This window comes from Pseudoflavonifractor sp. BSD2780061688st1 E11 (assembly GCF_005844125.1).
GTDB lineage: Bacteria > Bacillota > Clostridia > Lachnospirales > Lachnospiraceae > Sellimonas > Sellimonas catena.
In genome coordinates this window covers 20,079-40,807 of record NZ_SPHM01000001.1, presented here as the reverse complement: position 1 = coordinate 40,807, position 20,729 = coordinate 20,079, and the positions used below count along the sequence as shown (strand labels likewise).

The following is a 20,729-nucleotide window of genomic DNA, read 5'->3' as shown; positions in this document are numbered from 1 at the left end:
GTCTTATGCTTTTCTATACGATCATGATTCTTATTCTAGGCATACTTAGCGCAGGCATAACTGTATTTTTCTTTTTCCGGTGGAGACAGAATCGAAATGTTCCAGAAGATATCAATACAGAAAATACAACTGTTCCGGCGCACATATCCATTTTTACCAGACTTGGGACAGCACTGTTTCTTCTTGTTTTCACAGTTGGATTTATGTCAGTCGGCGTTTATTTCCTATATTCTTCCTGTCAGGAAGATCTGAGATATTCCGGCGAAGCGAATGGAACTGTAGTAGAATATACCCGGAAATGGGATACTACAGGCGAAACTTCCGGCTATCTCTACGCCCCTGTAGTCCGCTATCAGGCAGAAGGAAACGGGATCTGCATGGGTACAGGAAATGTCTGGAGCTCCAGACGCTCCTTTGAAATCGGAGAACAGATTACCATCCGCTACAACCCGGATCAGACCGATATCGTCTCTATAGAAGGCAACGGTTTATCCGTCGGTTTCAAAATGGGATTCGGATTTTTTCTGTTTGGTTTCACGGTATCTATTCTTGTTCTTATTTTCTTCGCCCTGAAACTGTTGGTCCATAATCAGGACACCAGGAACCGGATTATGGGACGGATCTGCGTGCTTCTAATCGGGCTTTTGATTGCAGGGGTCTGGATTGTCTTGGCCGGTCTGAAACTGGCAATGGCAGTATTCGCCCTGTTTGGATTGTATGTTCTTATTCATCGAATCCGAAGGTAGGGATAGACATTCCAGAGGACGTTTTCAATATCCGGATTAGTTAAATCCACATTTTGCATTAGATCTACTTCATAATCATTTTAAAGGACCAAGAAAAGGTGGAATCTTATTACAAAATAATTGAAGATCTTAAGAATTCACTTACGGACGAAAATGGGAATGCAAAAAACTTCATTTTTACAAGCTCTTATTTGGATCTATATCGCAAAGCAGACTCCAAGATTTTGGCTGTGATTAATTGAAAAGAATAGAACAATCCATGAAAGTTTTAAAACCATAAATGGAGAAGAATTCGGGTATCTAAATTTAAAGAGGACCTTTCTTCGTGAGGGTTCTTTAAGAGGGGCCTTCATGATGGGCTGGTAAAACAAACATAAGGGTAAGGAAAAAAGGGAAGCATACGCTTCCCTTTTTATCATAAATATAGATTAAAATCTTTATTTATTATTTGTTGTTGATTGCTGCCTGTGCTGCTGCAAGTCTAGCGATCGGTACACGGAATGGTGAGCAGGATACGTAGTTCAGGCCAAGTTTATGGCAGAATTCTACGGAGCTTGGATCTCCACCGTGCTCTCCACAGATTCCTACATGCAGGTTCGGGTTAGCCGGTTTTCCTAAATCGATAGCCATCTTCATCAGTTTGCCGACACCAACCTGGTCAAGTTTTGCAAATGGATCGTTCTCGTAGATCTTAGCGTCATAGTAAGCGTTGAGGAACTTACCAGCGTCGTCACGGGAGAATCCGAATGTCATCTGTGTCAGGTCGTTTGTACCGAAGCAGAAGAAGTCAGCTTCTTTTGCGATCTCGTCAGCTGTAAGAGCAGCTCTCGGGATCTCGATCATTGTACCAACTTCGTATTCAAGGTCGATACCAGCTGCTGCGATTTCAGCGTCAGCTGTTTCAACAACGAAGTTCTTCACGTATTTAAGCTCTTTTACTTCTCCAACAAGCGGAATCATGATTTCCGGTTTGATGTTCCAGTCCGGATGAGCTTTCTTTACGTTGATAGCTGCACGGATAACAGCTTTTGTCTGCATCTTTGCAATTTCCGGATAAGTAACTGCAAGACGGCATCCACGATGACCCATCATCGGGTTGAACTCGTGCAGGCTGTCGATGATTGCTTTGATCTGCTCTACAGTCTTGCCCTGAGCTTCTGCAAGTTTCTTGATATCTTCTTCCTCTGTCGGAACGAACTCATGAAGCGGCGGATCCAGGAAACGGATTGTTACCGGGTTACCTTCCAGAGCTTCGTAGAGAGCTTCGAAGTCTCCCTGCTGATATGGAAGAACTTTTTCAAGAGCTGTTTCTCTTTCTTCTTCTGTTTCAGAACAGATCATTTCACGGAACGCGTCGATTCTTCCTTCACCGAAGAACATATGCTCTGTACGGCAAAGTCCGATACCTTCTGCGCCAAGTTCTACAGCTTTCTTAGCGTCTTCCGGTGTATCTGCGTTTGTACGAACTTTTAATGTTCTGTATTTGTCAGCCCAGTTCATGATACGTTCGAACTCACCAGCGATTGTAGCGTCTACTGTCGGGATTACTCCGTCGTAGATGTTACCTGTTGTACCATCAATGGAGATGAAGTCTCCTTCGTGGAATTCTTTTCCGCCAAGTGTGAATTTCTTGTTTGCTTCATCCATTACGATGTCGCCGCATCCGGATACACAGCATTCACCCATACCACGGGCAACAACTGCTGCGTGAGATGTCATACCACCGCGAACTGTCAGGATACCCTGAGCGCTCTTCATACCTGTGATATCTTCCGGTGATGTTTCAAGACGAACCAGAACGACTTTTTCTCCTCTTTCAGCCCACTCTACAGCGTCATCAGCTGTGAATACAACTTTACCGCAGGCAGCTCCCGGAGATGCTCCAAGACCTTTGCCCATCGGTGTAGCTGCTTTCAGTGCAGCAGCGTCGAACTGTGGGTGAAGTAATGTATCAAGGTTACGAGGATCGATCATAGCAACTGCTTCTTCTTCTGTTCTCATGCCTTCGTCAACAAGGTCGCATGCGATCTTCAGAGCAGCCTGTGCTGTTCTCTTTCCGTTACGTGTCTGAAGCATGTACAGTTTACCATGTTCTACAGTAAACTCCATGTCCTGCATATCTCTGTAGTGGTTTTCCAGAGTGCTGCATACTTCTTTGAACTGTTTGAATGCTTCCGGGAATTTGTCTTCCATTTCGGAAATGTGCATTGGAGTACGAACACCGGCAACAACGTCTTCGCCCTGTGCGTTTGTAAGGAATTCTCCGAACAGACCGTTTTCTCCTGTAGCCGGGTCACGTGTAAATGCAACACCTGTACCACAGTCATCTCCCATGTTACCGAATGCCATCATCTGTACGTTAACAGCTGTTCCCCATGAATACGGGATATCGTTGTCACGACGGTATACATTGGCACGCGGGTTGTCCCATGAACGGAATACAGCCTTTACAGCGCCGATGAGCTGTTCTTTTGCGTCAGCCGGGAAGTCGGATCCGATCTTCTCTTTGTATTCAGCTTTGAACTGTCCTGCAAGAGCCTTGAGGTCTTCTGCTGTCAGTTCAACGTCCAGCTTCACGCCTTTTTCTTCTTTCATCTTATCGATGAGTTCTTCAAAATATTTTTTGCCGACTTCCATAACAACGTCGGAATACATCTGGATAAATCTTCTGTAGCAGTCCCATGCCCAACGCGGGTTTCCGGAAGCTTCTGCCAGAGTTTCAACAACTTCTTCATTCAGACCAAGGTTCAGGATAGTATCCATCATACCCGGCATGGAAGCTCTTGCACCGGAACGAACGGAAACGAGAAGCGGATTCTCTTTATCTCCGAATTTCTTTCCTGTGATCTCTTCCAGTTTTGTCATAGCTTCCATGATCTGACTCATGATTTCGTCATTGATCTGTCTGCCGTCCTCATAATACTGGGTACAAGCCTCTGTTGTTACAGTGAATCCCTGAGGTACCGGGAGTCCAAGGCCTGTCATTTCAGCAAGGTTCGCACCTTTACCACCCAGAAGGTTTCTCATTGTAGCGTTACCTTCTGTAAACATATACACCCATTTCGTAGCCATGTTTCAATGTCCTCCTAATAATATATTTGTAATATTTGACACGAAAAACACGACTTTGCGTTTCTCTTATGTAAAGTCGTACTTCTGTGCCCGGAATATTACGTTCTTTTGCAGTTTCCCGCTGGTAATATTGTAAATGTTTTAACATAGTTCGTCAAGAAATTTATCGTATTTTCTGCAACAATTCTGTCATGCCTCGTATGGCAATTATGTCACAGTTTATGCGACAATCCGGTCATGTCTTATGGCCGGATTGTCACTCTCGTTTTATTTCTGTCCGATTTTTTCAATAAATGCTTTATAGCCTTTCACAGCTTCGTATACATCTGCCTTACTGGAGATCTCATACATTGCATGCATACAGAGAACTGCAACACCGCTGTCGATCACTTCCATGCCGTACTGTGCCATGATGTATGCGATCGTTCCGCCGCCGCCGACATCTACTTTACCAAGTTCTGCATACTGATATCCGACTCCTGCCTCATCCATGACGCTGCGGATTTCTGCGAGATACTCTGCGTTCGCATCGTTGGAGCCGTTCTTTCCACGGCTTCCTGTGAACTTGTTGAATACAAGTCCTTTTCCGAAGAATGCGGAGCTTCTCTTTTCAAATGCTGCTGCAAACATCGGATCGTAAGCAGCACTTACGTCTGAGGAAAGCATCTTGGAATTCTGAAGGGCACGTCTTACTTTTAATTCGGACTCTTCACCTGTCAGTGCAATGAGCTCTGCTATCGTATTTTCAAAGAATCTGGAATGCATGCCGGTTGCTCCGACGCTTCCGATTTCTTCTTTATCTACCAGGATGCAGCATGCGGTACGGCTGATCTGCGGGTTGTCCAGCATTGCAAACAGAGATGTGAATGCGCAGACTCTGTCGTCCTGTCCGTAGGATAAGATCATGCTTCTGTCAATACCGCAGTCTCTTGCTTTTCCTGCCGGAACGATTTCAAGCTCTGCAGATACGAAATCTTCTTCTCCGATTCCGTATGTTTCTTCCATAAGACGAAGAACGCCTGCTTTTACTGCTTCTTTTTCGTCTTCTTTGAGTCCCTCTGCCTCTGTGAGCGGACGGCTTCCGATCAGAAGATCCAGATTGTCGCCTTCAATCACTTCAGATGCTTTCTGTGACATCTGTTTTCCAGCCAGATGTACAAGCAGGTCTGTGATTACAAATACCGGATCATTTTCATTTTCTCCGATATTAACACGGACTTTGGTTCCGTCTTTCTTTACGATCACTCCGTGAAGAGAGAGCGGGGAAGCAAGCCACTGATATTTCTTGATGCCTCCATAGTAATGAGTATCGAGATATGCCATCTCATCCGTCTCATAGAGCGGATTCTGTTTGATATCGATTCGTGGAGAATCAATGTGAGCTCCAAGGATATTCATTCCGTTTTCCAGCGGTTCTTTACCGATCTGGAAAAGAAGAATCATCTTGCCCATGAAAGATGCGTAAATCTTGTCGCCTTCCTTTAATGGTTCTCCTGCCTCTTTGTAAGAGCACAGGCAGCGGTATCCTGCTTCTTTTGCCAGGCGCTCTGCGACCTCTACGCATTCTCTTTCTGTCTTTCCTTCATCCAGGCAACGTTTATAACGTGCGCTGATGTCTTCCATCTCTTTTAATTCTGCCTGTGTGTAGGTCTTCCATACATTTCTTCTGTCCACTGTTTTGTTCCTCCTTCTGACATGAGATATTTTCAGGCTCAAATGCCCTCAAGTACTCTTATTATACATCACTTTTGCCAAAAGTCACAGTGCTTCTTTCATTTTCTTTACATATTCTTTTATATACGGCACACACTGCTCTTTGTACCGCCCGCAGAGCTTCACAATGGCCGAACCTACGATCACGCCGTCCGAAACTTCCGCCATCTTCCCTGCCTGTTCTTCTGTCGATATTCCGAATCCGACCGCACACGGGATATCTTGTTCTTCTTTCACCAGCTGCACCATTTTTCCCACATCCGTTGTGATCTCTGAACGTACACCCGTTACCCCGAGCGAGGAGACGCAGTAGACAAAACCGGCTGCCTCTTTTGCAATCATCTGGATCCGGTCTCTGGATGTCGGTGCGATCAGCGAAATAAAGTCCAGCCCATACTTCCTGCACACGCTGTCAAACTCTTCCTTCTCTTCAAACGGAACATCCGGAAGAATCAGACCGTCCATGCCGATTTCCGATGCAGTCCGTATAAAACGTTCCGTCCCGTAGGAGAATACCACATTGGCATAAGTCATAAAGGCCATAGGAATACTGGTGTTTCTTCGGATCCGCCGGACCATCTCAAAGACCGCATCCGTCGTAATTCCTCCGGAGAGAGCACGTAAATTCGCATCCTGAATCACCGGTCCTTCCGCCGTCGGATCGGAAAACGGAATTCCAAGCTCAATCAGGTCTGCTCCCGCCTCCTCCATGGCATAGACGATCTTCTCTGTCACCTCGACGGACGGATCACCGCAGGTGATAAATGGAATAAATGCTTTTCCATGTGTAAATGCTTCTCTGATCCTACTCATAAATATCCTCCCCTCTGTATCTGGCGATGGCCGCGCAGTCCTTGTCGCCTCTTCCTGACAGATTGACGACGATACACTGGTCCGGTCTCATCTCTTTTGCAAGTTTCATGGCATAGGCTACGGCATGGGCGCTTTCGATGGCCGGAATAATTCCTTCCGTCCTGGACAGATATTCAAAGGCGTCCACTGCCTCGTCATCTGTCACCGCCACATATTCAGCCCGTTTCTTATCATAAAGATCCGCGTGTTCCGGACCGATTCCCGGATAGTCCAGTCCGGCTGAGATGGAGTATACCGGAGCAATCTGTCCGTACTCATCCTGGCAGAAATAGGATTTCATTCCGTGGAAGATACCGGGCTTTCCTGTAGCAATGGTTGCTGCCGTCTCTTTCGTATGGATGCCGCGGCCTGCCGCTTCACATCCGATAAGCCGGACGTCTTTCTCTTCGATAAAATGGTAAAACGCTCCGATCGCATTGGAGCCGCCGCCGACACAGGCCAGCACCGCGTCCGGAAGTTTTCCTTCCGCCTCCAGGATCTGCTCTTTGATTTCTTTGGAAATCACTGCCTGGAAATCCCGTACGATGGTTGGGAACGGGTGGGGCCCCATGACAGATCCAAGGACGTAGTGGGTATCATCGATCCGGTTCGTCCACTCCCTCATGGTTTCGGACACCGCATCTTTTAAAGTTGCCGTTCCGGTAGTGACCGGATGTACCCTGGCTCCGAGAAGGCGCATCTTATACACGTTCAGTGCCTGACGTTTTGTGTCCTCCTCTCCCATGAACACTTCACACTCCATCCCCATCAGAGCGGCTGCAGTTGCGGTTGCAACTCCGTGCTGCCCTGCTCCGGTCTCCGCAATCACACGGGTCTTTCCCATCTTTTTTGCAAGCAGAACCTGACCAAGAACATTGTTGATTTTATGAGCGCCGGTGTGATTTAAGTCTTCCCTTTTCAGATAAATTTTAGCCCCGCCCAGATCCTTCGTCATATGCTCCGCATAGTAGAGTCTGGATGGTCTCCCTGCATAATCATTTAATAGTGTTGTAAGTTCCTTCTGAAATTCCGGATCGTTCTTATAATGATTGTAGGCCTCTTCCAGTTCAATGACCGCATTCATCAACGTTTCCGGTATATACTGCCCTCCATGGGCGCCGAATCTTCCCTTTGACATCTGATTCCTTCCTTTCTTTCTCTTATCTGATATCTCAAGTCAGCGACCGCAGCATGTGTACTGCGTCCGCGATCTTTTTTTCGTCTTTCACTCCGTCTGTCTCAACGCTGCTGCTCAAGTCGACGGCAAACGGATGAAACCTTTCCACGGCTTCTTTCATATTATGAATGCCGATTCCTCCGGCAAGAAAGTACGGCTGTTTTGCTTCCTCCAGGCATGACCAGTCGAAACTTCTTCCTGTTCCGCCGGTTCCGCAGTCAAACAGCAGATAGTCTGCCGGAAATCCCGCTGCTCTTTCTACATCTTCTCTGCTCTTTACGGAAACAGCTTTGATCACCGGCACGCCGGCTGTCTCCCGAATCGTCCGGACCATCTCTTCTCCTTCCTGTCCGTGGAGCTGAATCATTTTAAGCCCGCTTTCCCTCACAATGCGTAGAATCGTATTTGTATCCTCATTGACAAAGACTCCTACAGGCACAATCCCCGGATCCAGCTCTTCCAAAAGCCCTTTCAGTCCTTCCGGATCCATATTTCTCCGGCTTTGCGGCACGTTTAGAATAAATCCACAGTAGTCCGGCCTTGCCGCGTTCACATATACAATGTCTTCTTTTCGCCTCAATCCGCAGATTTTGATCTTCGTTTTCATTGGTCCATTCCCCCAAGACAGGTAAGCGCTTTCCTTTTGTCCGGTTCCCGCATCAGTGTTTCGCCGATCAGCACCGCGTCCGTTCCGTTTTCTTTTAAAAGCCGTATGTCCTCCGGAGTGCGGATGCCGCTCTCTGATACAAAGATGATTTCCGGCGGCACCAGTCTGCGCAGACTGGCGCTTGTCTGAAGATCTACCTGAAACGTATGAAGATCCCGGTTGTTGACACCGATGATCTTTGCCTGGCACCGCTTTGCCATCTCTATCTCTTCCTCAGAATGTGTTTCCACCAAAGCGGAAAGTCCAAGATGCTCTGCAAGTTCCAGATCAGACCGTAATTCCTCTTCCGTCAAAATCGCACAGATAAGAAGCACTGCATCGGCTCCCATGGCTTTTGCCTCGTAGATCATGTACGGATCCACAGTAAAATCTTTCCTCAAAACAGGGATCTGTACTTCCCTGGCAATTGCTTCCAGATAAGCATCGCTCCCCTGAAAATAGAATGGTTCGGTCAGACAGGAGATGGCTGCCGCTCCAGCCTTTTCATAGTCTTTTGCAATGTCCAGATATGGAAATGTTTCCGCAATCACCCCTTTGGACGGGGAAGCTTTCTTCACCTCGCAGATGAACGAAAGTCCTTCCCTGGAAAGGCTCTTCTGAAAAAGAAACGGTTCTTTTTGCTCCTTCCGGCTTTCGATTCTCTCCAGAAGCCGGCCTGTCGGAATCTCCCTCTTTTTCTTTGCAATCCGCTCCCTTGTCTTTTCAGCGATTTCATCCAGTATGGTTTTCATACCCGTTCCTCCTGTACTTCCGGTTTCCAGCCGTTCGATTCCCGAATGAATTCTTCCAGTTTCTTTCTGGCTGCCCCGCTGTCGATGATTCCTTCCGCCATCCGTACGCCGGCCTCCAGATTCGGTGCCTTTCCGGCCAGATAAAGGGCAGCTCCGGAGTTCAGTGCCACAGCATCCCGTTTTGGTCCTTTCTTTCCATTTAAAATCTCCAGTGTGATCTGTGCATTTTCCTCCGGTGTTCCTCCCGTCAGTTCCTCTTTCTCGCATCGGATAAATCCGAAATCTTCCGGAGTAATCTCGTAAGTATGATAGGTTCCGCCTTTGATCTCACAGACCTTTGTCGGCGCACTCATGGAAATCTCATCCAGCCGGTCCATCCCATAAACCACCATCCCGCGCTTGACTCCAAGATTGCTCATAACTCTGGCAAGCGGTTCTACCAGCGACTCTTCATAGACCCCCATCAGCTCCATGTTTGCTCCTGCAGGATTGGAGAGCGGCCCTAAAATATTGAATACAGTACGGATCCCCAGTTCCTTCCGGATCGGCGCCACATACTTCATGGCAATGTGATAGTTCTGTGCAAACAGAAAGCAGATGCCGATCTTCTTTAACATGGCCGCACTTTCTTCCGGCGAGGCCGTGATCCGGACTCCCAGCGCTTCCAGAACATCGGCCGCCCCGCTTTTGCTGGATGCCGCCCGGTTCCCGTGTTTTGCAACCGGAACGCCGCCCGCCGCGATGACCAGAGAAGATGTGGTGGAAATATTAAACGAATTCGCTCCGTCTCCTCCTGTTCCGACAATCTCCAGTACGTCCATCTCATGAAGGAGACGGATACAGTGATCCCGCATTCCTTTGGCTGAACCGGTAATCTCTTCGATGTTCTCCCCTTTCAGGGAAAGAGCGGTCAGATAAGAGCTCATCTGAACCGGGCTTGCCTTGCCGTCCATGATCTCATTCATGACTTCCAGTGCTTCTTCTGCTGTCAGATCGTTTCTTTGTGCCAGTTTTAATATTGCTTCTTTAATCATGTCTGTAAACCTCCACAAAATTCTGAATCATCTTTTTCCTTTCCGGTCTGATCAAAGAGCATTGTGTACTATCAGCCGGATCAGCATTCCGACAACAAAAAAACGCCCCTGATACAGACAATCCATAACATCTGTATCAAGGACGATATCTACATACCGCGGTGCCACCTTGATTCACGGAAAAAATCTTCCATGCGCTTAGCGAGATACCAACATATCTCCGGCAACTGACGTATGCCCTACGTCGCAGAGTACTGGGCAGGAATTCCTGCTTTTGACTGCGCCCTCCGTGGTCCATTTGGCTGACTGCGTTCCATCCGGCTCTCACCTTCCCGGACTCTCTGTGGGTGCACGGCAACTTTGATCTCCACTTCAACGGTTTATCTGGCTAAATTCAATTTTTACTCATTATAGGATGAAAGCGCAGATGTGTCAATACTTTTTTCAAGATTTTCCATCTCTGTCAGAATCTCCTTCTGTCTCTCATCAAACAAAAGTCCTTTATTGTACTTGTAGAAATACGGGCAGTCATTATCCCTCAGGAACCGGATACTGTCCCCGTTGGTATTGAGTTCTGCCAGAAAGGCCGCCATCTCCTGACTTTCGCCAAAGGCGTCCTCCAGAAACCGGAATGTGTTTTCCAGTGCTTCCATCGCCTGGTCCGTAACTGTCTGCCGCTTCTCCACCTGTCCGGAAAATGCTTCCTTGACAAAAGCAAACTCCTCGTCCCATCCGGCGCCTTTTGCCGCCGCTTCGGTCAGCTTCCACCGCTGCTCATAGGATTCCAGCTCTGTAATCACCGAAGTTTCCAGTTTTTCCATGGCTCCGGTCAGAAGCCCTGCCTTCTTTTTCGACGCCAGTTCTGCCCGAAGTCGTTCAATCACTGCTGACAGGCTGTGCTCCTCTTTGTATACTTTTAATTCCGCAAACAGCCGTTCTGTTCTGGCATCTTCCTCTTGGTACGCCCGGAAATACTCGGCAAGCTTTCCGTTTAACATGCCTACAATGCTGAACCGTTCATCAAAGGCGGCGAATTTCAGCTTTTCGAGAACATCCTCCCCGTAAATGCCCTGTACAATCTTTTCCAGACCGTAGTCTTTCTTGTATTTCTCGTACAGTTCCAGATAATTGGCAAATTCCTTTGCTATTTCCCAGTTCTGTAAATACTGGTGCGCTACTTCCCGGTCCACTTTCTTACCAAGCATCCGGTATACGCGGAGAAGTTCTGAGAGATCCTCCCATCCTCTGGCCGTCACAAACTGCTTTCCATCCACCGTATTTTCTACCCTGTAGAAATGATCCTTCCGGATTTCCAGATAAGCAAGAATCGCCGGATCGATCTGTGCCTCGTAGGCGTACTCCCGCCATACGTCATAATTTTCCTCGATGTCAATCCGTTTCAGCCGGTCCAGTGTCACAATGTCGAATTCCCGCACGGACTTATTGTATTCCGGCGGGTTGCCTGCCGCCACAATGATCCATCCTTCCGGTACTTTGTGGTTTCCGAACATCTTGCACTGAAGGAACTGCAGCATGGTCGGCGCCAGTGTCTCCGAAACGCAGTTGATCTCGTCCAGAAAGAGGATGCCTTCTTTTAACCCGGTCTCCTCCATCTTCTCGTAAACTGACGCAATAATCTCGCTCATCGTATACTCCGTGACGGAACAGACTTCCCCGCCATAGCTGCGCTCCCGGATAAACGGAAGTCCTACCGCACTCTGCCGGGTATGGTGTGTAATCGTATAGGAAACCAGGCCGATTCCACATTCTCTTGCGACCTGTTCCATGATCTGGGTCTTCCCGATTCCCGGAGGCCCCATGAGAAGGATCGGCCGCTGCCGGATCGACGGGATCAGGTAATGTCCGTCCGCGTCTTTTTGCAGATAAGCCTCGATGGAATCCCGGATTTCCTGCTTTGCTCGTTTGATATGCATCCTCTATTCTTCCTCGCTTTCCATAAATATCGCTTCATCCAGCACAAGCCGGATTGCCCATGCCGGTGTCCGGATGTCCCTCGATCCGTCGTCGATAAAGACGAACGCCGTCTCGTAGGATGGCATCCGGGACGGATAGGTGCCGTATCCGTCTGTAAAATAAATCACGCCCCGCAGATTCTGGAACGCTCCCTGTTCAATCAGGCTGTCAATATAGGCAAAGGCCGGACGGAAATCGGTTCCGCCGCCGCCATAGAGTTTCAGCTCCTGCATATAGCGTTCCCAGTCTTCCTGTCTCTCGATCCTCACATCCTCCTGCACCTGTTCATCGCACTGAAGAATCCGGATATGAACTTTTCGGAAGAAGCTCTCATTTTCGCTCAGGACATCATACGTTTCTTCCAGAAATTTCCGCACCAGGTCTCCGGAGCAGGACATGGACGTATCCACCACAATGACAAATTCTTCAATCTTTTTAACCTCCTTTGTCTCCTGTGGTTCGATCAGCGGCATATTACCGTACATGGACAGTCCGTAATGATAAAAGGCATAGTCAAAGCTGTCGTCATCCACACCGATTTCTTCCCGCCACACGGAAAACTTTCTCAGAAATTCCCGGTAGTCGTAGCGCTTCTTGTTGGCGACCCGAAGCTCTTCCAGAAGGTCTCCGGAAGCACTTGCCTCTTCCTGCGCGAAAGTATCCAGATTCAGTTCCATCTGCTCGCTGATCTGTTTCCAGTTATTCTCTGTCTCATTTGGCGGCCGCTTTTTATTTTCCTCCGGGTCCGGCCAGTAAAGATGGCTGTCCGCCCCAAACTCGGCATCCAGTTCCATCCGCTTCTTCTCACTCATTCCCCATGCTGTCAGACTTTTATAGATCTTCTGTGCTGTCAGCACCTTCGTGCTGTTTTTCAGTCTGCGGTATACGTCCTTTCTCAGCCAGGATGGTGCCCGTCTGACACAAGGGCAGGAAAGGCTGTCGATAATGGACTCCACTGCGATATTGCAGGCCAGATCCCAGAAAAGGGGATCCCGTTTACCTCTCAGATAAAGATGCCCGAACAGACAGTGCAGGACGATGTGGAGATAGGCCCGGTTGACATTCTTCCGGTCTTCCCGGTAAGTTCCGCCAAGCCATCCCGGATGAAAGTAAAGCCCCTGCCCGTCTGTTCCGATGGAGCCGATCTCCCCGTCCATCTGGAACCGCAGGCTGGAAAGCGCCACGTCCAGGTACCGCATTTTCAAATATAACTCATTTCTCGCTGTCCGCAGAATTTCCTTTCCCAGGGCATTCATGCGCGCGGCCTGCTCTTCGCTGATCGTCTCTGCCATCTCTTCCTCCTTATCCATCTTCATACATTTTTCTGATTACAGATCAAACGTTTTCTTTCCGCTCCGTTTCCTTCCGGCCTGCAGGAGAAGGGCTGACATTTCAGCATGTCCTTTTTTCTCCGCAACAGTAAGCGCCGTCTCCAGTGCCTCACCTTCCCAGATCTTCTGATCCAGAAGAAATCGTACCGTCTTCATGTCATCCGCCTCAAGCAGAAATCCGGCAGTCTCCCCGGCACAGCCCCTCAGGAAATCTGCGTACTCTTCTTCTGCCTGTCCGGTAAGCCGGTACGGCTCCCGAAGTCTGGCCAGCGCAATCCGGATCAAAGTGCGGACATCTTCCCTTGCTCTTGCCTTTACAAAAAGGGAATCGTACTCCTCATAATCGATCTCCTTATGATAGACACACTGCCGGTAGTCTCCGCCGGATCCGTGGTAGTGCGTCTCCACGATCCGGGCCGGCGTATTCTCCACCGCCTCTTCGTAGTGCTCCGGAAAGATCAAACTGGCTGTCTCGATCTGTTCCTGATCCTCATAGGAGATATGGACCGCAAGTTCAAACCGTTGTTCCTCCAGAATCTGTCTCAGACAGGTCTGGCGCGACTTTCTGCAGCGGATTTCCACATGGCTTAACTGGCATCCGGTAAAGGCACCTCCGCCGATACTGGTCAGGCTGTCCGTAAAGGACAGTCGTTTTAACCGAAAGCAGCGGTAAAAGGCGTAGCGCCCTACTTCACCAAGCTCCTCCGGCAGATGGATCTCCTCCACCTGTCCGCCGCAGAGCCGCTTCCGCGCTTCTGATTTTCGCTCCCCGTCCGGCAAAAAGACTGCCATGCCTTCCTCTTCCTCTGTCTGCGCAAATCCATAGTCTGCAATTCTTGTTACCGGAAGGCCATCAATGGTATCCGGAAGGAAGACCTCCGGACTCTCTCCGTAGCATCCGAAGATGGTGACGGTCTTAAATTCTTTTGATTCTGTTTTATAATGTATTTCCGGATACATGACTCCCTCCTGCCAGAATAAATCACTGCATAACAGCGGCCGGAAGACAACTGCTCCCGGCCTCGTTTTTTAATATTCAAACTTCTTTTCAAAATAAGCTTTCAGATCTTCGATCTTTACACGCTCCTGCTCCATCGTATCACGGTCACGTACAGTTACTGCGCCATCTTCCTCGGATTCAAAATCATAGGTCACACAGAATGGTGTACCGATCTCATCCTGACGGCGGTACCGTTTTCCGATGTTTCCACGGTCGTCGTACTCACAGTTGTAATATTTGCTGAGCTCGGCATAAATCTTCTCCGCACCCTCGTTTAACTTTTTGGAGAGCGGAAGGATACCGATCTTCACCGGAGCTAAAGCCGGATGGAAGTGAAGGACTGTTCTTGTATCTCCTCCTTCCAGTTCTTCCTCATCGTATGCTGCGCAGAGGAACGCAAGTACGACACGGTCTGCTCCAAGTGACGGCTCGATGACGTATGGCAGGTATTTTTCCTTCTTCTCATCGTCAAAGTATGTCATATCCTGCTTGGATACTTCCTGATGCTGTGTCAGGTCGTAATCGGTACGGTCTGCAATACCCCAAAGCTCGCCCCATCCGAACGGGAATAAGAACTCGAGGTCTGTTGTCGCACGGCTGTAGTGGGAAAGCTCTTCCGGCTCATGGTCACGTGCGCGCAGCTCGTCTTCTGTCATACCAAGATCTCTCAGCCAGTTGTAGCAGAAATCTTTCCAGTATTTAAACCACTCCAGGTCTGTTCCCGGCTCACAGAAGAATTCCAGCTCCATCTGCTCGAACTCTCTTGTACGGAAGGTAAAGTTACCTGGTGTAATTTCGTTACGGAAAGATTTTCCGATCTGTCCGATTCCAAACGGGATCTTCTTTCTGGAAGTACGCTGTACATTCTTAAAGTTGACGAAAATACCCTGAGCAGTCTCCGGACGGAGGTAAACGACGTTTTTCGCATCCTCTGTAACTCCCTGGAATGTCTTGAACATCAGATTGAATTCCCGGATGTCCGTGAAATTGTGCTTGCCGCAGCTCGGACACGGAACCTGGTGTTCATTGATGAAATCCATCATCTTCTCATGGGACCATGCGTCTACGCTTTCTTTCAGCTCAATCCCGTGTTCTGCCGCATAATCTTCAATCAGTTTATCTGCACGGAAACGCTCCTTACACTCTTTACAGTCCATCAGCGGGTCGCTGAAGTTTCCGAGATGTCCGGAAGCAACCCATGTCTGCGGATTCATCAGAATCGCACAGTCTACGCCGACATTGTAAGGATTTTCCTGAATAAATTTCTTCCACCATGCTTTCTTCACATTGTTTTTCAGTTCTACGCCGAGATTTCCGTAATCCCATGTATTAGCAAGTCCACCATAGATTTCGGATCCCGGATATACAAACCCCCTGGTTTTGGCAAGAGCTACGATTTTGTCCATTGTTTTTTCTACCATCGTCTTTTACCTCACATTCTTCTAAAATTGTTTCCATTATACGGTAATTTGCCCGCTTTTGCAAGCACATCCCCTGTTTTTGCGTCCTGTTTTCCTGACAATTCGGCCGTTCTTCCGGCCCGGAGCCCTGCTTAAATCATTTCCAGCATCTCCAGCGACCGGAATGTATGTCCTATGTACACATCTACGCACCGCTTTGCTGCCTTTTTCAGCTGCGCCAGCACATCATCACTCACCGTAAAGGTGTAAAGTTTCTCCACCGGCGTCCCCTCAATAAATTGCAGGGCGTAAAGCGCAGACTGTCCAAACGGAAGTACATCCGCCGCCTGTCCGGCACAGTCCGGGCAGAGCATGCCGCCCCTCGACGCGCTGAACCGGGAAAGCTCCTCCGTCCTGCCGCATCCGGCGCAGGCAAAGGCCTGCGGCGCCTCCCCTTCGAGGCAGATCATCTTCAGTTCAAAGATGCACCGGATCAGGGGAAGAGAAATGCTTCTCTTTACGACAATCCGCATCGTCTGATAGAGAAGCTTTAAAATTTCCGTCTCGTCATTATTCTCTCTTGTACAGTATTCGGCAAATTCCAGGAAATAAAACCCGTATGTCACGGCTTCGATATCAGTTCTAAGCTCTCCGAAATAATTCTGAATCTCCGCCTGCTGCAGCGTATACGAAGATCTTCCTTCGTAAAGCGTAAAGGTGCCGAACAGAAACGGGCCCGTCGTCCCGACAAGCATACTGTTCGGCCGCCTTGCACCTCTGGCAAAAGCGGAGATCTTCCCCCGCTCACGGGAGAGGATCACCACTCTTTTATCGTATTCTCCAATCGGAAGCGCTGACAGAATCATTCCTGTCACGGTAATCGTCTGGCTCACTTTCTTCATCCTTCCGGCTTTCGTTCTGATCCCGGTCTTTTTCGGCCTTATGAGCCGTTATCCCTTTGTAGGTCAGATAGTCTTCTACTTTTCCGGTCATCTCAAACCGTGCCCAGTAGTCTTCATTCATCGGATCACCTCTTCATCTTTTGGAATAAAATTAGGTTCTCCGATTTTTCTTTTGTTATTCTTCTTCCCGGTATCCAAAATTTCTCATCAGAAATTCGCTGTCTCTCCAGTCTTTTTTCACCTTCACCCACAGCTTTAAATTGACCTTGCAGTCCAGCATCCGCTCAATCTCGAATCTGGCGGTACTGCCGATCTTTTTAAGCATGCTGCCCTGTTTTCCGATGATAATTCCTTTGTGGGAATCCCGCTCACAGATGATCGTCGCATCAATATCCGCGATGGTTCCTTTTTGTCCCCTGCGGAATTTCATCTGGTCGATCACTACCGCGATTCCATGCGGAATCTCCTCGTTTAAGCTGTGCAGTGCCTTCTCCCGGATCAGTTCCGCCACAATCTGGCGCTCCGGCTGGTCCGTCACCGTATCCTCATCGTAAAACTGTGGTCCGTACGGCAGATACTGCAGAATCACCTTTACCAGTTCGTCTGTATTCTCTCCGTTTCTTGCGCAGACCGGAACAATCTCCGCAAAATCGTAGATATCTTTATACTTTGCGATGCACGGAAGAAGCTCTTCCCGCTTTACTTTATCCACCTTGTTGATAACAAGAATCACCGGTGTGTGTACTTTCTTCAGCTGCTCTGCAATGTGCTGCTCTCCCGCACCGATAAAAGTGGACGGCTCCACAAGCCAGAGTACGACATCCACCTCATTGAGTGTCCGCTCCGCCACATTCACCATATAGGTGCCAAGCTTGTTTTTTGCCTTGTGGATTCCCGGCGTGTCCACAAAGACGATCTGTCCCTCGTCCGTTGTGAGTACGGTCTGAATCCGGTTTCTCGTTGTCTGTGGTTTATTGGATGTGATGGCGATCTTCTGCCCGATCAGCTGATTCATCAGCGTGGATTTTCCCACATTCGGCCGCCCGATCAGTGTCACAAATCCTGATTTATACTGCTTATTCTCTGTCAAAATCCCGTTCCTCTTTCCTTTGTAAACTCTCCGAACCGGAGGCCCCGGCACCTAAAACAGCGCCTTCACCTCGGTAAAGATTTCTTTTTCCTGCTCAATCTTGTCTTCATTTCCGATGACACAGATCTGGTCTGCCTGTAATACTTTCTCCACGATATCCGCCAGATTCCGGATATCCTGCTGCGTTGCACGGAGAACTTCCAGCCTTTCTTTTCTGATCATCTCTTCCGTCACATGATTCATGTAAAGATTCATGGAACGGTCGCCCCTGGTAGCCGGAGTCATCGGCTGATCCATATTGCTGATGGTACCGATGATGAATTTTGTCATATCCCGGTCACTGACATCAAAGTTTCTCAGATATTCGGTCACACCCTGGTAAATTTCCAGCGTATTTTTCAGGTGCGGATCCCGGTAGGAGACAAAATAGCCTTCTCCCAGCTTGTTAAAGCTGCTCATGCATCCATAGGCGCCGCCTTTGACACGAATATTCTGCCAGAGGTATTCGTATCCCATGATAACTTTCAGAATCTGAAGCGCCCCGTGGTACTCTGCTCCGGCATCGATAAAGTTTCCTGCCATTGCCACATACTGTACCTTGGAGGAAGTCTGGAATCCTTCGTTTTTCTTCGCGCATGTGAGCTGGAAACCGGACTCTTCCACTTCTTCCGTGTGCAGACATCCTGAGAACTTCTCGATCTCCTGAAGTACCGGTTCTTTGCTTTCCGGTTCTCCCGTATAGCTTACGATCATCCGATCTTTCCGGAATACCTTGCGGCTGATCGTCTGCAGCATCTCCATGAGACGATCCTTTTCTTCCTCAAAATGGTCTGCGATCCGGCTGACGGTCTCGTAGTACTCAATTCCGTTTGTCATGTCTTTAAAGCGCGCAAGCGGCGAACTGTAGGACATGGCACGCAGCACGGCGGAACTGTGTCCCGCAGAGAGGAACTTCATCTGAAGTCTGGATTTCAGCATGTCCAGAATCTCTTTGATCCTCTTCTCATCTGTAAGCACCGACCGCATCAGAATTTCCTCCATCATAGAGAGGGCAAACGGAAGCTGGCCGTACATCGCTTTCGTCTTGATCTCAAACGTCGGGCGGAATTCTTTCTCCTTCACTTTTGTGACGTCGGTGTACATTTCAAGGGATGTCTCAATGCCTCCCGTGCGTCGGTTGATCTCATTGAACAGTTTGCCGTACTCGTAATGTTCGGTATCGATAATGCCGAGCACTGCCTGCAGAAGTCCTGCATACGGGATCTCTTTCTCGCTTAATGTCCGAAGATCAAAGATCAGTGTCAGATAGCCGATTCCGTTTGTATCGATCGGATGACAGATACATGGAACATCCCCGGCTTTTTGCTCTTCGTTATAAATCGGAGCAATGTCTTCGGAAATATCACTGACTTTCAGCACCGGAATCTTCTCCAGAATTTCCGGCGGAGTCGGCTCCTCCTGATACGCTCTCAGATCTTTCGTATCCTGCACAAGCTTCTCCACTTCTTCTCTGGAGAGACCCGCCTTATAGTCCTGAAGCTTCTGATGGAGCTTCTGGTCTGCTTCCGCTGTCAGTCCTTTCTTCGGACAGATCATGACAATGGAAGCATGGGTGTTATCAAGAAGGTACTTCTGAATCAGATCTTCATAGTAGGAAGTACTGATCTGCTCTTTCAAAAATGCAAACGTGTCCAGTGCCTCGATGTGAAGGAACGGACTTTCTTCATCATACAGCCAGCTGTCGAACATCTGAAGTCCGTACATCAGCCCCTTCGGGTAGCTGCCAAAATCCGCCTCCCGGTAGCGGAACTCATGATAATTGATGCCTGCTGTCAAAGCGTCCGGATCTATTCCCTCTTTGACAATCTTTTCCAGAGTGGATTCAATCACACGGACAAATTCTTCTTTCTGTGACTCTTCGGCATTCTTTGCAATCACGGAGAATGTCGGCTGGTAAATTCCGTTATCATAGGATCCCAGAATATCATGTCCGATTCCTGCATCTGTCAGCGCTTTCTTTAACGGCGCACCCGGTGCGGACAACAATGCATAGTCCAGAATGGAAAATGCAAGGTAAAGCTTCTCGTCCAGACTGGTGCCGATTACCTTGTTGTAGGACAGATAGGTATTCATCTCCTCAGACTCGTTTGCTGCGATGGAATAATACCGCTTCCACTCTACCGGCTCATCAAACGGCTTCTGCAGGCGGATCTCCGAATCGATTTCGGCTTTTTCAAATCTGCTCAGATATTTCTCATCCAGCCACTGGAGCTTTTCTTCCATATCCATATCGCCGTACAGATAAATATAACTGTTGGACGGATGGTAATATTTCCGGTGGAAATTCAGGAAGTCTTCGTATGTCAGTGACGGGATCGCATCCGGATCTCCACCTGACTCATTGGAATAGGAAGTGTCCGGGAAAAGCGAATTTAAAATCATCCGGTCCAGTACGCCGTCCGGGGAGGAAAACGCTCCCTTCATCTCATTGTAGACAACGCCGTTGTATTTCAGCTCTCCGTCCGGATCTTCCAGCTCGTAGCTCCATCCCTCCTGACGGAATGTCTTGTCACTCTCATAAATATTCGGATAGAATACCGCATCCATGTAAACATGCATCAGGTTCTGGAAATCCTGGTCATTGCAGCTTGCGATCGGATATACGGTCTTGTCCGGATAAGTCATCGCATTTAAGAATGTATTTAACGATCCTTTCACCAGCTCCACGAACGGGTCCTTTGCCGGAAACTCCTTTGATCCGCAGAGTACCGAATGCTCCAGAATATGCGGCAGTCCCGTACTGTCCTCAGGAGGCGTACGGAATGCGATGGAAAACACTTTGTTATCATCATCGTTTTCGATCAGGGCAATCCTTGCCCCGCTTTTTTTATGACGGAGAAGCGTCCCTTTTGCCTTGATCCCGCTCAGGTCTCTCTCCTGTATCAGCTCATATGCCTGTAATTTCTTACTGTCCATTCCAATCTCCTCATTTCGATTCAAATTTTCCTGTTCTATAGTATACCATGTTTTCCGGGTTCGT

At 48.5% G+C, this 20,729-nt stretch carries 16 protein-coding genes; 1 reads left to right on the top strand and 15 read right to left on the bottom strand.

The features are described from left to right. Positions 1–5: 5 nt before the first annotated feature. The gene (locus FGQ85_RS00175) at positions 6–746 is read left to right on the top strand and encodes a DUF3592 domain-containing protein (protein ID WP_087169454.1); all 741 of its coding nucleotides are present in this window, start codon (positions 6–8) and stop codon (positions 744–746) included. Between the two features lie 444 nt (positions 747–1,190). On the opposite strand, the gene ppdK is transcribed toward FGQ85_RS00175, so the two are convergent. The 15 genes from ppdK to FGQ85_RS00100 all read right to left on the bottom strand — a co-directional run bounded on the left by ppdK (position 1,191) and on the right by FGQ85_RS00100 (position 20,665). Next, positions 1,191–3,818 carry a pyruvate, phosphate dikinase gene (gene ppdK / locus FGQ85_RS00170; RefSeq protein ID WP_087169455.1) on the bottom strand — a complete coding sequence of 876 codons (2,628 nt, stop codon included), beginning with the start codon at positions 3,816–3,818 and terminating at the stop codon, positions 1,191–1,193. A 267-nt stretch (positions 3,819–4,085) separates the two neighbouring features. Continuing rightward, positions 4,086–5,492 (bottom strand): aminopeptidase, encoded by a 1,407-nt coding sequence (locus FGQ85_RS00165; protein WP_087254072.1) that lies wholly within the window; start codon positions 5,490–5,492, stop codon positions 4,086–4,088. Positions 5,493–5,576: 84 nt separating this feature from the next. Beyond that, positions 5,577–6,344: a tryptophan synthase subunit alpha gene (gene trpA / locus FGQ85_RS00160; protein WP_087254068.1), complete on the bottom strand. Its 768-nt coding sequence runs from the start codon at positions 6,342–6,344 to the stop codon at positions 5,577–5,579. Beyond that, positions 6,337–7,521 (bottom strand): tryptophan synthase subunit beta, encoded by a 1,185-nt coding sequence (gene trpB, locus FGQ85_RS00155; RefSeq protein WP_087254065.1) that lies wholly within the window; start codon positions 7,519–7,521, stop codon positions 6,337–6,339. Before trpB ends, trpA begins: the two co-directional genes overlap by 8 nt. Before the next feature lie 34 nt (positions 7,522–7,555). After that, a complete protein-coding gene (locus tag FGQ85_RS00150; protein ID WP_087254062.1) occupies positions 7,556–8,167 on the bottom strand; it encodes a phosphoribosylanthranilate isomerase in 612 nt (203 codons plus the stop codon). Then, positions 8,164–8,958, bottom strand: coding sequence for an indole-3-glycerol phosphate synthase TrpC (gene trpC, locus FGQ85_RS00145; protein ID WP_087169460.1), 795 nt, complete (start codon positions 8,956–8,958; stop codon positions 8,164–8,166). The genes FGQ85_RS00150 and trpC overlap by 4 nt, the downstream gene beginning before the upstream one ends. Then, positions 8,955–9,992, bottom strand: a complete 1,038-nt coding sequence (gene trpD / locus FGQ85_RS00140; protein ID WP_118636560.1) for an anthranilate phosphoribosyltransferase — start codon at positions 9,990–9,992, stop codon at positions 8,955–8,957. The genes trpC and trpD overlap by 4 nt, the downstream gene beginning before the upstream one ends. Before the next feature lie 401 nt (positions 9,993–10,393). Continuing rightward, complete coding sequence (locus FGQ85_RS00135) at positions 10,394–11,926, bottom strand: AAA family ATPase (RefSeq protein WP_087169462.1); 1,533 nt, start codon at positions 11,924–11,926, stop codon at positions 10,394–10,396. A 3-nt stretch (positions 11,927–11,929) separates the two neighbouring features. Further along, positions 11,930–13,258 (bottom strand): VWA-like domain-containing protein, encoded by a 1,329-nt coding sequence (locus tag FGQ85_RS00130; RefSeq protein WP_087169485.1) that lies wholly within the window; start codon positions 13,256–13,258, stop codon positions 11,930–11,932. A 36-nt stretch (positions 13,259–13,294) separates the two neighbouring features. Next, positions 13,295–14,257 carry a leucine-rich repeat domain-containing protein gene (locus FGQ85_RS00125; RefSeq protein WP_087169463.1) on the bottom strand — a complete coding sequence of 321 codons (963 nt, stop codon included), beginning with the start codon at positions 14,255–14,257 and terminating at the stop codon, positions 13,295–13,297. 69 nt (positions 14,258–14,326) lie between these two features. Next, positions 14,327–15,718 carry a glycine--tRNA ligase gene (locus FGQ85_RS00120; protein WP_087169464.1) on the bottom strand — a complete coding sequence of 464 codons (1,392 nt, stop codon included), beginning with the start codon at positions 15,716–15,718 and terminating at the stop codon, positions 14,327–14,329. A 131-nt stretch (positions 15,719–15,849) separates the two neighbouring features. Continuing rightward, a complete protein-coding gene (recO, locus tag FGQ85_RS00115; RefSeq protein ID WP_243128455.1) occupies positions 15,850–16,590 on the bottom strand; it encodes a DNA repair protein RecO in 741 nt (246 codons plus the stop codon). Then, on the bottom strand, positions 16,526–16,720 hold the full coding sequence (locus FGQ85_RS00110; RefSeq protein ID WP_138372364.1) for a hypothetical protein: 195 nt from the start codon (positions 16,718–16,720) through the stop codon (positions 16,526–16,528). The genes recO and FGQ85_RS00110 overlap by 65 nt, the downstream gene beginning before the upstream one ends. 54 nt (positions 16,721–16,774) lie before the next feature. Beyond that, a complete protein-coding gene (gene era / locus FGQ85_RS00105; protein WP_087169486.1) occupies positions 16,775–17,689 on the bottom strand; it encodes a GTPase Era in 915 nt (304 codons plus the stop codon). 51 nt (positions 17,690–17,740) lie between these two features. Next, on the bottom strand, positions 17,741–20,665 hold the full coding sequence (locus FGQ85_RS00100; protein ID WP_138372363.1) for an insulinase family protein: 2,925 nt from the start codon (positions 20,663–20,665) through the stop codon (positions 17,741–17,743). Between the last annotated feature and the right edge of the window lie 64 nt (positions 20,666–20,729).

Excerpts from the sequence above, each read along its gene's own strand:
- FGQ85_RS00120 (WP_087169464.1), bottom strand. The coding sequence starts at position 15,718 with ATGGTAGAAAAAACAATGGACAAAATCGTAGCTCTTGCCAAAACCAGG.
- trpA (WP_087254068.1), bottom strand. The coding sequence starts at position 6,344 with ATGAGTAGGATCAGAGAAGCATTTACACATGGAAAAGCATTTATTCCA.
- FGQ85_RS00130 (WP_087169485.1), bottom strand. The coding sequence starts at position 13,258 with ATGGCAGAGACGATCAGCGAAGAGCAGGCCGCGCGCATGAATGCCCTG.
- FGQ85_RS00125 (WP_087169463.1), bottom strand. The coding sequence starts at position 14,257 with ATGTATCCGGAAATACATTATAAAACAGAATCAAAAGAATTTAAGACC.
- FGQ85_RS00110 (WP_138372364.1), bottom strand. The coding sequence starts at position 16,720 with ATGAATGAAGACTACTGGGCACGGTTTGAGATGACCGGAAAAGTAGAA.
- FGQ85_RS00150 (WP_087254062.1), bottom strand. The coding sequence starts at position 8,167 with ATGAAAACGAAGATCAAAATCTGCGGATTGAGGCGAAAAGAAGACATT.
- ppdK (WP_087169455.1), bottom strand. The coding sequence starts at position 3,818 with ATGGCTACGAAATGGGTGTATATGTTTACAGAAGGTAACGCTACAATG.
- trpD (WP_118636560.1), bottom strand. The coding sequence starts at position 9,992 with ATGATTAAAGAAGCAATATTAAAACTGGCACAAAGAAACGATCTGACA.
- FGQ85_RS00135 (WP_087169462.1), bottom strand. The coding sequence starts at position 11,926 with ATGCATATCAAACGAGCAAAGCAGGAAATCCGGGATTCCATCGAGGCT.
- FGQ85_RS00100 (WP_138372363.1), bottom strand. The coding sequence starts at position 20,665 with ATGGACAGTAAGAAATTACAGGCATATGAGCTGATACAGGAGAGAGAC.
- FGQ85_RS00175 (WP_087169454.1), top strand. The coding sequence starts at position 6 with ATGCTTTTCTATACGATCATGATTCTTATTCTAGGCATACTTAGCGCA.
- trpB (WP_087254065.1), bottom strand. The coding sequence starts at position 7,521 with ATGTCAAAGGGAAGATTCGGCGCCCATGGAGGGCAGTATATACCGGAA.
- trpC (WP_087169460.1), bottom strand. The coding sequence starts at position 8,958 with ATGAAAACCATACTGGATGAAATCGCTGAAAAGACAAGGGAGCGGATT.